The 11,706-nt window shown below is 72.4% G+C and carries 14 protein-coding genes and 1 pseudogene; 10 read left to right on the top strand and 5 right to left on the bottom strand.

The features are described 5' to 3' along the window. Window positions 1–41: 41 nt before the first annotated feature. Window positions 42–1,013: an ATP-binding cassette domain-containing protein gene (locus ABZW32_RS23555; protein ID WP_356218837.1), complete on the bottom strand. Its 972-nt coding sequence runs from the start codon at window positions 1,011–1,013 to the stop codon at window positions 42–44. Window positions 1,014–1,163: 150 nt separating this feature from the next. On the opposite strand from ABZW32_RS23555, the gene ABZW32_RS23550 reads away from it, so the two are divergent. The 4 genes from ABZW32_RS23550 (at window position 1,164) to ABZW32_RS23535 (ending at window position 4,746) form a co-directional block, all read left to right on the top strand. Further along, complete coding sequence (locus ABZW32_RS23550; protein ID WP_356218834.1) at window positions 1,164–1,853, top strand: ABC transporter permease; 690 nt, start codon at window positions 1,164–1,166, stop codon at window positions 1,851–1,853. Between the two features lie 4 nt (window positions 1,854–1,857). Further along, a complete protein-coding gene (locus tag ABZW32_RS23545; RefSeq protein WP_356218831.1) occupies window positions 1,858–2,523 on the top strand; it encodes an ABC transporter permease in 666 nt (221 codons plus the stop codon). A 40-nt stretch (window positions 2,524–2,563) separates the two neighbouring features. Then, window positions 2,564–3,547 (top strand): ABC transporter substrate-binding protein, encoded by a 984-nt coding sequence (locus ABZW32_RS23540; RefSeq protein WP_356218828.1) that lies wholly within the window; start codon window positions 2,564–2,566, stop codon window positions 3,545–3,547. A gap of 98 nt (window positions 3,548–3,645) precedes the next feature. Then, window positions 3,646–4,746 (top strand): hypothetical protein, encoded by a 1,101-nt coding sequence (locus ABZW32_RS23535; RefSeq protein ID WP_356218825.1) that lies wholly within the window; start codon window positions 3,646–3,648, stop codon window positions 4,744–4,746. Between the two features lie 56 nt (window positions 4,747–4,802). Here ABZW32_RS23535 and ABZW32_RS23530 read toward each other — a convergent pair whose 3' ends face one another. The 4 genes from ABZW32_RS23530 to ABZW32_RS23515 all read right to left on the bottom strand — a co-directional run bounded on the left by ABZW32_RS23530 (window position 4,803) and on the right by ABZW32_RS23515 (window position 7,609). Then, window positions 4,803–5,135, bottom strand: coding sequence for a hypothetical protein (locus tag ABZW32_RS23530; protein ID WP_356218822.1), 333 nt, complete (start codon window positions 5,133–5,135; stop codon window positions 4,803–4,805). An 80-nt stretch (window positions 5,136–5,215) separates the two neighbouring features. Next, window positions 5,216–5,431: a hypothetical protein gene (locus ABZW32_RS23525; RefSeq protein WP_356218820.1), complete on the bottom strand. Its 216-nt coding sequence runs from the start codon at window positions 5,429–5,431 to the stop codon at window positions 5,216–5,218. A gap of 129 nt (window positions 5,432–5,560) precedes the next feature. Further along, on the bottom strand, window positions 5,561–6,418 hold the full coding sequence (locus ABZW32_RS23520; protein ID WP_356218818.1) for an arylamine N-acetyltransferase: 858 nt from the start codon (window positions 6,416–6,418) through the stop codon (window positions 5,561–5,563). 48 nt (window positions 6,419–6,466) lie between these two features. After that, window positions 6,467–7,609 carry an NADH-quinone oxidoreductase subunit D gene (locus ABZW32_RS23515; protein WP_356218815.1) on the bottom strand — a complete coding sequence of 381 codons (1,143 nt, stop codon included), beginning with the start codon at window positions 7,607–7,609 and terminating at the stop codon, window positions 6,467–6,469. A 31-nt stretch (window positions 7,610–7,640) separates the two neighbouring features. Here ABZW32_RS23515 and ABZW32_RS23510 point away from each other — a divergent pair, with 31 nt between their 5' ends. The 6 genes and pseudogenes from ABZW32_RS23510 to ABZW32_RS23485 form a co-directional block, all read left to right on the top strand. Continuing rightward, window positions 7,641–8,132: a PH domain-containing protein gene (locus ABZW32_RS23510; protein WP_356218812.1), complete on the top strand. Its 492-nt coding sequence runs from the start codon at window positions 7,641–7,643 to the stop codon at window positions 8,130–8,132. Window positions 8,133–8,305: 173 nt separating this feature from the next. Then, entirely contained in the window at window positions 8,306–9,580 is a 1,275-nt protein-coding gene (locus tag ABZW32_RS23505; RefSeq protein WP_356218971.1) for a PH domain-containing protein, read from the top strand. 174 nt (window positions 9,581–9,754) lie between these two features. After that, complete coding sequence (locus tag ABZW32_RS23500) at window positions 9,755–10,087, top strand: hypothetical protein (protein ID WP_356218809.1); 333 nt, start codon at window positions 9,755–9,757, stop codon at window positions 10,085–10,087. Window positions 10,088–10,107: 20 nt separating this feature from the next. Next, entirely contained in the window at window positions 10,108–10,419 is a 312-nt protein-coding gene (locus ABZW32_RS23495; protein WP_266839869.1) for a pore-forming ESAT-6 family protein, read from the top strand. Between the two features lie 47 nt (window positions 10,420–10,466). Then, on the top strand, window positions 10,467–10,847 hold the full coding sequence (locus ABZW32_RS23490; RefSeq protein WP_356218806.1) for a DUF6507 family protein: 381 nt from the start codon (window positions 10,467–10,469) through the stop codon (window positions 10,845–10,847). Continuing rightward, window positions 10,844–11,706, top strand: a pseudogene (locus ABZW32_RS23485) (hypothetical protein); the annotation flags it as partial. The gene ABZW32_RS23490 and the pseudogene ABZW32_RS23485, both read left to right, overlap by 4 nt.

Raw genomic sequence — 11,706 nt, 5'->3', positions numbered from 1 at the left:
CAGGTGCAGGGCCCGGCTCCGGTCGGGCCCTTTTCGTTTTCCTACGCCTCGCGCGCCCCTTGCAGGTCGGCGCGGCGCAGCGCCCGGTGGACGCCCTCCGGAGTCAGTACGCCGGCCAGCGCGCCCGTGTCCGGATCGGTGACCCCGATCCGCCCCGAGTCCTCCTGGAGCAGGGCCGCCAACGCCTCGCGCAGCGAGGCCCCCAGGGCCACCGCCGCGGCCGGTGCCGGGCCGTCCGGCGGGGTCAGGTCGGCCGGCTCGACGTGGGTGACCGCCAGGCGCTTGAGGCCGCGGTCCGCGCCGACGAAGGAGGCGACGTACCCGTTGGCCGGCGAGGCGAGCACCTCGGCGGGCCGGGCGAACTGCTCGATGGTCCCGTGGCCGTAGACGGCGATCCGGTCGCCGAGCCGGACGGCCTCCTCCAGGTCGTGGGTGACCAGCAGGATCGTCTTGCGGACCGTCCTCTGCAGGGTCAGGAACTCGTTCTGGAGCCGCTCGCGGACCACCGGGTCCACCGCCCCGAAGGGCTCGTCCATCAGCAGCACCGGCGGATCCGCGGCCAGCGCGCGGGCCACGCCGACGCGCTGGCGCTGGCCGCCCGACAGCTGCTCCGGGTAGCGGCCCCCGTAGACGGCCGGATCCAGTCCCACCAGTTCGAGCAGCTCGGCCGCCCGCGCGCGGGCCCGCGCCTTCGGGGTGCCGATCAGCCGGGGGACGGTCGCCGTGTTCTCCAGCACCGTCTTGTGGGGGAAGAGCCCGACCTGCTGGATGACGTAGCCGATCCGGCGGCGCAGCGCGACGGGGTCCGCGGCGGCGATGTCCTCGCCGTCGAGGAGGATCCGGCCCGAGGTGGGCTCGATCAGCCGGTTGACCATCTTCATCGTGGTCGTCTTGCCGCATCCGGACGGGCCCACCAGCGTGACCAGTTCGCCCTCCGCGACCTCGAAGGACAGGTCCTCCACGGCCGTCGTCCCATCGGGGTAACGCTTGGTCACATGCTCGAATCGGATCACCCGGCCATCCTCCCGCACCCGGAGCCGGGATGTGTGAAGGGCATGTTGCCCCTGTGCGAAGGAATCCGGCCATCGCCCGCCCCGGGGGTTATGGTCGCTCGTGGTCGTACATCCGAAATGTTGTTCGTGCGGTGAAGGGAGGTGGGGGACGTGACCGGGCAGGGCTGCCTGGTGGCCAACGACTGGATCTGCTGGGACTACGTGAGTTCCCGCGCCCAGGAACTCACCGACGCCACCGTCGAACACGTCTGGATCACGGGCGTCTCGGTGCTCATCGGCATCGCCGTGTCCGTTCCGCTCGCGCTGCTGGCCCGCCGCGGCCGCCGCTGGGCGGCCCCCGTGCTCGGGCTGACCACCCTCCTGTACACGGTCCCCTCGCTGGCCATGTTCTCGCTGCTGCTGCCGCTCTTCGGGCTCTCGGCCGCCCTGGTGGTGACCGGCCTGGTGCTGTACTCCCTGACCATCCTGGTGCGCAACGTGCTGGCCGGCCTGGAAGCCGTCCCCGAGGACGTACGGGAGGCCGCGCGCGGGATGGGCTACGGCCCCGCCCGGCTGCTGTGGCAGGTCGAACTGCCGCTGGCGCTGCCCGCGCTGCTCGCCGGGGTGCGGATCGTCACCGTCTCGACCGTGGCCCTGACCACCGTCGGCTCCATCGTCGGCAAGGGCGGGCTGGGCAACCTGATCGCCCCCGCCGTCAGCAGCTCCTTCAAGGCCCAGGTGCTCACCGCCTCCGTGCTGTGCGTCCTGCTCGCGCTGGTCGCCGACCTGCTGCTGCTCGGGGTGCAGCGACTGCTGACCCCGTGGACCAGGGCCGCCGCCCGCTCCGCGAAGGGGGCCTGAGGCCGTGGGCGCGCTGGGCGGGGCCTGGGAGTGGCTGGGGGACGGTGCCAACTGGTCGGGCGAGAGCGGGGTCTGGCACCGGCTCGCGGAGCACGTGTACGTCAGCGGGATCGCCCTGGCCATCGCCTGCGCAGTGGCCCTGCCCATCGGGCTGTGGCTCGGCCACCTCGGCAAGGGCGGCGCCCTCGCCGTCAACGTCTCCAACATCGGGCGGGCCGTCCCCGTCTTCGCGGTGCTGGCCCTGTTCATGGTCTCGCCACTGCGCAACGCCGGCTACCTGCCGACCATCGCCGCCCTCGTCCTGTTCGCCGTGCCGCCGCTGCTGACCAACGCCTACGTGGGCATGCGCGGGGTGGACCGCTCGGTGGTCGAGGCCGCCCGGGGCATGGGCATGTCGGGCGTCCAGCTGTTCCTGCGGGTGGAGCTGCCCCTCGCGCGCGGCCTGGTGATGACCGGGCTGCGCTCCGGCGCCGTGCAGGTCATCGCCACCGCCACGATCGCCGCGATGGTCGGCCAGGGCGGCCTCGGCCGGATCATCACCGCCGGCTTCAACACGTACAACACCGCGCAGGTCGTGGCGGGGGCCCTGCTGGTCGCCCTGCTGGCGCTGCTGGTGGAGGGCGTACTGGTGGCAGTGGACCGGCTGCTGCTGCGCACGCCGTCCCGCTGATCCCGTGATCCCCGTCCCCACCCCGAAACGGAGTACCTCCATGAGCAAGTCCACGCGTGTCCTCGGCGCGTCCCTGGGCGCCCTGGCCCTGACCGTGTCGCTGGCCGCCTGTGGCGGCGACAGCCTGGAGAAGACCAAGGACGGCGGTTCCTCCGCGGCCGCCCCCGCCGGGGGCGGCAAGGGCAAGCTGGTGATCGGCGCGGCCGGCTTCACCGAGTCCAACGTCCTGGCCGAGCTCTACGCACAGCTGCTCCGGCAGGAGGGGTACGGAGCCTCGATCACCACGGTCGCCAACCGCGAGCTGTACGAACCCGCCCTGGAGAAGGGTGAGATCGACGTGGTCCCGGAGTACGCGGCCACCCTCGCCGAGTTCCTCAACGCCAAGGTCAACGGCAAGGATGCGCCCAAGGACAAGCCCGTCGCCTCCAGCGACGTGAGCGCCACGGCGGCGGCGCTGGACAAGCTCGCGGCCCCGCTCGGCCTGAAGGCCCTGCCGGCGGGCGAGGCCGTCGACCAGAACGCCTTCGCCGTGACGAAGGAATTCGCCCAGAAGAACAATCTCAAGACCCTTTCCGACCTCGGAAAGTCCGGGCTGAAGGTGAAGATCGCGGCCGGTGACGAATGCTCCGTACGTCCCTTCTGCGCACCGGGGTTGGAGAAGACGTACGGAATCCAGGTTTCCGGGATCGACCCCAAGGGCGTCGGCACCCCGCAGGCCAAGCAGGCCGTCAAGGACGGGGCGGACCAGCTGGTGCTGACCACCACCACCGACGCCACGCTCGACGGCTACGGCCTGGTCCTGCTGGAGGACGACAAGAAGCTCCAGAACGCCGACAACCTCCTGCCGGTCGTCAACGCCAAGGACGCGGGCTCCCCGGACGTCGCCAACGCCCTCGGCGACCTCACCAAGGTGCTCACCACGGCCGACCTCGTCGAGCTGAACCGGAAGGTGGACGCGGAGCGGGCGAAGCCGGCGGACGTCGCGAAGGCCTATCTGGAGTCCAAGGGCCTTCTGACGAGGTAGCAGTTACGGGATTGAGGGGAATTCGTGGGGTAACCGCCCGGTAAGAGTTTGCCGGGCGGGTATCCCGCGCGAGGTCCACGCCCTGTAAATTTCAGGCCATGCCCCGTGGACGCCACCGCAATCCCGAACCCCTCCACCGTCTTCTCGCGCCGTGCGCCGTCGCCGGGGTCGGCGTGGCCAGCGCCGGTGCGGCCTGGCTGCTCGCGGAACCGTTGCCGCTGAGGCTGCTCGTGGCGCTCGCGGCGGCCGCGGGCGTCGGTGGCGCCGCACTCATGCGCTCCTGGGACCGGGCGGCCGGCCGCCGGGTCGCGGAGCTGGCCCGCGAGCGGGTCAAGGACGAGTGGAAGACGGACGAGCGGATAGCCGAGCTCGAATCCGATCTGGAGGAGGCGCGCGTCCTGCGCGCCAAGCTCGACACCAAGCTGCGGGCCAAGCGGGTCGAACTGGCGGGCCTGCGGGGCGAGCACGCCGCGCTGCTGCGCCGCTACGCGACCGCCGAGACCGAGCGCGCCAGCGCCCTGGAAAAGCGCCGGCTGCTCGCCATCGAGGCCGCCGGAGCCCCGGCGGCCGGGGCGAAGGAACTGCCCGCGGTCTCGGAGGAGCGCACCGGCAGCGGCGCCCCCACCCCCGTCGGCTACGCGCGGGCCAACGCGGCGCTGGTCGCCCTGCTGCGCAAGGCGGAGGCGAACGCCGCCGGCACCGCGGCCAAGGCCCTGGTACCGGCTCCGGCCGCGGGCACCGGCGCGCGCCCCGCGGCGGGCACGGCCGAGGGCACGGCCGCGGCCGCGGCACCCGACGCCGGCAAGGCCGAGGCCCCCGACGCCGGCGCGCACACCCGCCCGGCGGGCGGCGTTCCCGCGCCGGCGGTCCCCGCGCGCCGCCCGGCGGCGACGGTGGCCCCGTACGCGGCCCCGCGCCGCTCCGCCTCGCGCGTCGAGGGCGGCTTCGACTTCTTCGGCACCAAGACCACCGCCCAGGCCCGCGCCGCCATCGAGTCCGTGCAGAACGAGGACCTGGCCGACGTGGTCGGCGCCGAGGCCCTCGCCGTGCACAAGGCGGAGTCCGAAGGCTCCTCGGCGGGACCGCAGTTCAAGCCGGCCACGCCCGAGCAGCGCGCGCTGGGTCAGGTCATCGACCTGACCGAGCACGACGAGACCGAGCCGATCGACGTGGTCGGCCTGCGGACGGCGATCTCCTAGCGGGAGCCGCCCGCGGGGCCGTCCACAGCCTGTGGACGGGCGTGCGCGCGGGCCCGTCAGGGATACGCCGGGACGAGCCCCACCGCCACCGCCTCCAGCAGCAGCTGGGCGCCCAGTGCGGCCCGCCGCATCCGCCGGGGCGCGGTCAGCGCGGCGGCCAGCGCGATCGCCGCGGCCGCGGTGAGCACCAGGAACGCGGCGGCGGGGAACGGCGGGCAGCCGCCCTGCGCCAGGCAGCGGCCGCCGGTCTCCGTGGCCAGGACCAGCACCTTCGCCAGGACCAGGGCGGGCACGAACAGCAGAGCGGCCAGCACCGCGTTGCCGCGGATCCGCGCGGCGGGGGTGGGCTGCGGCAGGTCGAGGCGGTGGTACCAGGGTTTGCGGAACATCCCGCCATCGTGCCGCCGGGCGGCCCGCGCCGACATCCGTACGGATACTCAGCCGCGCGGCTCCCGCATCCGGTCCGGGCTCAGAACAGCGGCAGTTGGCCCGGCTGCGGCCCGAGGGCGAAGCCGTCCAGGGTCGGGGCCGAGGCGCCGAGCACCACCCGGGCCCGGGAGCCGGGGCAGGACACCAGGTCGCCGCGCCCACGGCCGGCCGGCGGGTCGTGGCGGGCGATCCGGCCGGCCGTCACGGCGCAGTCGCGGCCGCAGGCGGGGCAGGCCCGCCGGGGGGAGTGGGACATGCCCCCAGTCTGCCCTGCCGCGCCGACAGCGGGCCGCCCGGCCCGCCCGGCCCGCCAAGCCCGCCCGGCGCGCCCAAGACCGCCAAGCCCGCTCCGCCCCGCCCCGGGAAGCCGCTCGTCCGCCCGGGGTCAGTCGGTCCGGGTCCGGGAGGCCAGCCACCCGGTGTGGGCGCGGTCCACCCGCTCCCACAGCGCGGCCCGGTCCGCGGGGGTCAGGTCGTCGCCGGGGCGCCGGAAGACCGTGGAGAGGACCTCGTGGAACTCCTCGGCCGTGCCCAGTTCCCGCTCGGTCGTCACCTCCGCCGCGTCGATCCTGCGCAGCACCCGCCCGCGCAGCACGTCGACGCCCCGCGCGTCGCGACGGAACAGCGCGAGGGTCCGTACGAAGGGCGAGTCCTCGGAGGTGGACAGCCAGGTGTGCTTCGCCCGGAAGTCCGCCGTCGCCGCCGCGGCCGCGCGGAAGTTCATCCGGGGCATGTGCATGTCGGAGCTGAGCAGGCTCCAGCCCGGCCCCTCGCCCTCCAGCGGCTCCAGCGGCCGCATCGCGTAGCGGAAGCCGCCCTGTTCGTAGGTGCCCTCGCGCAGCGGCAGCGGCTCGTACGGGCCGTCGCCGAGACCGACGTCCACCCAGTACGCCTCCCCGTCGACGCGGACGGTCAGGGCGAGGTGCTCACCGTTGACCTCGCGCGAGGCGGCGTCGCCGTACACGCCGCCGGAGTGCCGGGTCACGTCGTAGCCCAGGGTTTCGAGGAGCAGCGCGAAGGCGCCGTTGAGGTGGTAGCAGTAGCCGCCGAGTCCGTCGGCGACGCGCCGGGCGGCGCCCTCGGGGTCCATGCCGGGCGGGCGGCCCAGCTGGATTTCGACGTTGTCGTAGGAGACGCGCTCCAGGTGCGCGCGCTGGAGCGCGAACAGTCCCTCGATGCTGGGCGCCCCGGGATCGATGACGCCGAGCCGGCGCAGGTAGCCGTCGAATGTGTCAGTGATCATTTCGCCACCGTAGGTCGCGAACGGCACCGACTCCCCTGGGTTTTCCCGCTATTTGTCAATATCCCCGACGACGAAGAAGAGCGAGCCCAGGATCGAGACCATGTCCGCGACCAGCTGCCCCGGCAGCAGCACGGCGAGGGCCTGGATGTTGTTGAAGGAGGCACTGCGCAGCTTCAGCCGGTACGGGGTCTTCTCGCCCTTCGAGACCAGGTAGTAGCCGTTGATGCCGAGCGGGTTCTCGGTCCAGGCGTACGTGCTGCCCTCGGGCGCCTTCAGCACCTTCGGCAGCCGCTGGTTGATCGGTCCGGGCGGCAGCTCCGCCATCCGGTCCAGGCAGGCCACGGCCAGGTCGAGGGCGTTGTGCGTCTGGTCGAGGAGCACCTCGAAGCGGGCCAGGCAGTCGCCCTCGGTGCGGGTGACCACCTCGAGGACGTCCTGGAGCTCCCCGTACGCCAGGTACGGCTCGTCGCGGCGCAGGTCGAAGTCGACGCCGGAGGCGCGGGCGATGGGGCCGGAGACCCCGTACGCGTGCACCGCCTCGGCGGACAGGACGCCGACGCCGCGCGTACGGCCGCGGAAGATCTCGTTGCCGTGCACGAGCTTGTCGTAGACGTCCATCCGGGTCCGGACGTCGGCGATGGCGGTGCGGGCCCGGCCGAGCCAGCCGGCGGGCAGGTCCTCCTTGAGACCGCCGACCCGGTTGAACATGTAGTGCATGCGGCCGCCGGAGATCTCCTCCATCACCGCCTGGAGCTCCTCCCGCTCGCGGAACGCGTGGAAGATCGGGGTGATCCCGCCCAGCTCCAGGGGGTACGAGCCGAGGAACATCAGGTGGTTCAGGACCCGGTTCAGCTCGGCGAGGAGCGTACGCATCCACACCGCGCGCTCGGGGACCTCCATGCCGAGCATCCGCTCGACGGCCATGACCACGCCCAGCTCGTTGGAGAAGGCCGACAGCCAGTCGTGGCGGTTGGCCAGCATCACGATCTGGCGGTAGTCCCGGGCCTCGAAGAGCTTCTCCGCGCCGCGGTGCATGTAGCCGACCACCGGTTCGGCGCTGACGATGCGCTCGCCGTCCAGCACGAGCCGCAGGCGCAGCACGCCGTGGGTGGAAGGGTGCTGCGGTCCGATGTTGAGCACCATGTCGGTGCTCTCCGCCGCACCGCCGATGCCGACCGTGGTCTCCGTCATGGGCGCATTGTCTCAGCCCTAGGGTGGGGGGATGGGAACGGGGACGAAGGCTGAGACGGGCGAGCCGGAGTGGGTGGGGCTGCCGGGCGGGCTGCTCCGGCTGCGGCGGCTGCTGCTGGTGATCTGGACGGTGCTGCTCACGGTGGCGACCGCCGTGCCGCTGGGGCTGCTGGCCGGGCCGGGGTGGGCGCTGTTCGGGGTGGTCTGGCTCGTCCTGCTCGCCTGGGGCTGGGTGATGCTCGGGCGGAACTGGCGGTCCTGGCGGTACGCCGAGCGGGCCGATGACCTGCTGATCAGCCGGGGCGTGCTGTGGCGGGAGCAGACGGTGGTCCCGTACGGGCGCATGCAGCTGGTGGAGGTCACCTCCGGGCCGCTGGAGCGCCGCTTCGGGCTGGCCTCCGTACAGCTGCACACGGCCGCCGCGGCGTCGGACGCCAGGATCCCGGGCCTGGTGCCCGGGGAGGCGGAGCGGCTGCGGGACCGGCTGACGGCACTGGGCGAGGCCCGATCGGCGGGGCTGTGACGGGGCCGGGGCCGGGGGCGGGGTCGGGGGAGCCGGTGGGGCGCCACCCCTCCGCCGAACCCGCCACCGCCGAACCCGCCACCGCCGAACCCGCCACCGCCGAACCCGCCTCCGCCGACCCCGCCGGCGTCGATCCTTCCGGGGCCGCCGATCCGGGGGGTGCGGAGCGCCGGCTGCACGTGCTGACCCCGCTGCGGCGGGCGTGGGTGCCGATCACGGCCACCCTCGGGCTGGTCCTCCAGCAGGGCGAGCGGGCCCAGGAGTGGGTCCGCTCCTTCCCCCTCGGGCTGCGGCTGCTCGCGCTGGCCGGGCTGGTCCTCGTCTTCGGCTCGTACGGCCTGCTCAGCTGGTGGTTCACCCACTACCGCGTCACCGACACCGAGCTGCGCATCCGCACCGGCCTGCTCTTCCGCCGCACCGCCCACATCCGCCTCGACCGGATCCAGGCGGTGGACGTCACCCGCCCGATGCTGGCCCGGGTGGCCGGCGTCGCCAAGCTCCGGATCGACGTGATCGGCACCGAGGAGAAGGACGAGCTGGCCTTCCTGAGCGAGCCCGACGCCGTCGCGCTGCGCGCCGAGCTGCTGGCCCGTGCGGCCGGTTTCGCCCCGGCCGAGGCGGCCGGGCTCGGTGAGGCCCCGCAGCGGGAGCTGCTGCGGGTGTCGGTCCGGGACCTGGTGGTCTCCCTGCTGCTCAGCCTCGGGGTGTGGGCCGCGCTGGCCGCCGGGCTGGTCGCCCCGGTGGTGGTGTGGCGGCTCAGCGACAACCTCTGGGCGTCGCTGGCCATCGTGCTGCCGCTGCTGGGCGCGATGTGGAAGGGCAGCCTGGGGCGTTTTCTCGCGGAGTACGACTGGACGGTCGCCGAGTCCCCCGACGGGCTGCGGCTGGACCACGGGCTGCTGGACCGGGCGCACGAGACGGTGCCGCCGGGGCGGGTGCAGACCGTACGGATCGTGGAGCCGTTGCTGTGGCGGCGGCGCGGCTGGGTCCGGGTGGAGCTGGCCGTGGCGGGCTCGAAGAACGGGGTGCTGGTGCCGGTGGCGACGCGGGCCGCCGCCCATGCCGTGATCGCCCGGGTGCTGCCGGGCGCGGACCCGGAGGCCCTGGCCTTCGCCCCGTCCCCGCGTGCGGGCTCGCGGTGGGTGGTGCCGGTGTGGTGGAAGGGGTACGGCCTGGCCGTTTCGGAGCAGTTGTTCGCAGCCCGGCACGGGCGGCTGTGCCGGCGTACGGAGATGGTTCCGCACGCGAAGGTGCAGAGCGTACGTCTCTCCCAGGGCCCGTGGGAGCGGGTGTGGGGGGTGGCCGACCTGCATGTGGACACCGGCGCGAACGGTACGGTCACGGCCCGGCTGCGGGCTGCCGAGGAGGCCGCCGCGCTGCTGGACGCGCAGGCGGTCCGCTCCCGGACTTCCCGGGCGGCGGCCGGGCCGGACCGCTGGATGACCTGAGGTGACCGCTCCCGTACAGCCGGTGCGGAAAAGGCTGTTGGAGGGCTGGATCCAGCCGAGGGGCAATTTTCGGACATACGTTCAGGCCAGCTGAAACCGTGTTTGTGTTCGCAACGTCCCTTCGGTAGACAGGTATGGACGCAAGTGACGGCACAACACGTCAGGGGTGGGTGAATGAAGTTCGACATGGGCAGCACCACGCTGTCCGAGCTGGGCAAGGCCACGGGCGGCTCCAGCGACGACCTCGGCACGCTGATCAAGCTGCTGATCGCGGCGGCGGACCCGCTGGAGGGCAAGTTCAACGGTGTCGGCCGGTCCGCGTTCGACTCGTTCAAGCGGCGCTCGGACGCCATCACCGCGGAGCTGAACGGCTCGCTGCGGGCCATCATCGGCGGTCAGCAGGGCATGGACACCTCCTTCACCACCGGTGACCAGGAGCAGGGTGACAACGCCCACCAGAACATGGGCTCCGCCAACTTCGACGCCGCTCGCTTCGGCGCGCGCTGAGACCGGGGGATCGATCAGACATGGGACAGAACCAGGACCGCACCTCGTACGACATCGCCGCCTCCGTGGAGGTACAGGGCGGACTCGGCGGGATCATCGGCCAGTTGGAGCGGGTGCTCGGCGACCGTGACGCGGCGGTGAAGGCGGCGATGTCCGAGTTCACCGCCGACGGCGTCTCGGACGAATACCACGGCAAGGAAGTCCGCTGGAACCGGGCGGCCAACGAGGTGCGCGACATCATCCGCCTCGTGCGCAGCACGCTGGAGCAGAACGACTCGACCGCGCAGGCCACCCTGCAGAAGGCCAAGGCGGCGGTCGACGGCATCGGCTGAGGCCGGCCGGGACGGATCACGGGGATACGGGGACACGGGGGTAGGTCATGGACTGGGACATCAAGCCGTCCGGCGTGCAGGGGGTCGTCAACAAGACGATCACGGCCGCGGGAGGCTTCCAGACGGCGGGCAAGACGCTCCAGACGGAGCTGCCGGAGGCGGCCAAGCACGCCGGCACGGTCACCGAGGGCGGCAGCACCGCGGGCGAGGGCGGCGGCATGGGCCCGATCGCGGGCGCGCTGGGTGAGCTCATGGCCTCCCACGCGACCCGTATCGCGTACATCAGCGCGCGCACGGAGGCTTCGCTCAACGGCGCGATCAAGGCCACGACGGCCTACGTGCACGGAAACATCGAACAGGCTCAGAACGCCCAGAACGAGGCGCTGAAGGAGCCGAAGATCGATCTTCCGGGGGCGGAGCAGAAGTGACGGATCACGTACCGATCAATCCGTGCACGATCCCGCAGTTCACGGGTGACCTCGAGGCGTTGGAGCAGGACAAGAACGCGATCACGACGGCGGCGGGGACGTTCCGTGATGCCGGTTCGAACGTGGACTCTGAGTTCCAGGGCCTGTCGGCGTTCTACTCGGCGCCGGAGGCGGCGCAGTTGTTCGCGACGACGAAGCCGGTGAAGACGGACAGTGACTTCTTCGCGGATCAGCTGGAGTCGGCGGCGACGGCGCTGGGTGAGTACATCACCGAGGCGCGGCCGATCGTGGCGCGGCTGAAGGAACTCCAGGCGAAGGCGACCACCTTCAGTAACAAGATCAGTGGTGACAAGCACTGGAAGGACGACGGGGACAAGATCGATGAGAACAACGATCTGATCCACGACGTCAACGCCGCCGTCTCCGCGTTCTGGGCCGCCGAGCGCACCTGCGCGAACAAGATCCGTGCCCTCTACTGTGCGGCGCCGTTGACGGCGGATGACGGTTCGCACGGCGCGAACATGTACGGGTACAAGGGCGATGACCTGAACAAGGCGCAGGATCTGCCGTGGGGTTCGCAGCTGGAAGAGACGCACCGGGCCTGGGAGATCGGGTACTGGGCGAAGTCGTTCGTGTGGGACGGTCTGATCGTCGACGGGATCTGGGGCACCATCCGCGGCCTGGGCACCCTCGTCGGCGTGGACGGGTGGGACAAGGCGGGCCAGGCCTGGACCGGTCTCGCGAAGCTCGCGACGGGCCTTGCCATCACGTCGATGCCGGGGATCGGTACGGCGTTCTGGCTGGCCGATGACAAGGACCTGCCGCCCTGGATCCGTGATTCGCGTACCGCGATGAAGGA

It is taken from the genome of Streptomyces sp. NPDC004667, from assembly GCF_040609475.1.
GTDB lineage: Bacteria > Actinomycetota > Actinomycetes > Streptomycetales > Streptomycetaceae > Streptomyces.
Note: the sequence above shows the minus strand (reverse complement) of the source record. Positions and strands in the feature narration are given on the sequence as shown.

What these genes read in the sequence shown, in the direction of transcription:
- ABZW32_RS23525 (WP_356218820.1), bottom strand. Translation starts at nt 5,431, where the DNA reads ATGTCCCACTCCCCCCGGCGGGCCTGCCCCGCCTGCGGCCGCGACTGC.
- ABZW32_RS23495 (WP_266839869.1), top strand. Translation starts at nt 10,108, where the DNA reads ATGGGACAGAACCAGGACCGCACCTCGTACGACATCGCCGCCTCCGTG.
- ABZW32_RS23490 (WP_356218806.1), top strand. Translation starts at nt 10,467, where the DNA reads ATGGACTGGGACATCAAGCCGTCCGGCGTGCAGGGGGTCGTCAACAAG.
- ABZW32_RS23515 (WP_356218815.1), bottom strand. Translation starts at nt 7,609, where the DNA reads ATGACGGAGACCACGGTCGGCATCGGCGGTGCGGCGGAGAGCACCGAC.
- ABZW32_RS23510 (WP_356218812.1), top strand. Translation starts at nt 7,641, where the DNA reads ATGGGAACGGGGACGAAGGCTGAGACGGGCGAGCCGGAGTGGGTGGGG.
- ABZW32_RS23520 (WP_356218818.1), bottom strand. Translation starts at nt 6,418, where the DNA reads ATGATCACTGACACATTCGACGGCTACCTGCGCCGGCTCGGCGTCATC.
- ABZW32_RS23535 (WP_356218825.1), top strand. Translation starts at nt 3,646, where the DNA reads ATGCCCCGTGGACGCCACCGCAATCCCGAACCCCTCCACCGTCTTCTC.
- ABZW32_RS23500 (WP_356218809.1), top strand. Translation starts at nt 9,755, where the DNA reads ATGAAGTTCGACATGGGCAGCACCACGCTGTCCGAGCTGGGCAAGGCC.
- ABZW32_RS23540 (WP_356218828.1), top strand. Translation starts at nt 2,564, where the DNA reads ATGAGCAAGTCCACGCGTGTCCTCGGCGCGTCCCTGGGCGCCCTGGCC.
- ABZW32_RS23530 (WP_356218822.1), bottom strand. Translation starts at nt 5,135, where the DNA reads ATGTTCCGCAAACCCTGGTACCACCGCCTCGACCTGCCGCAGCCCACC.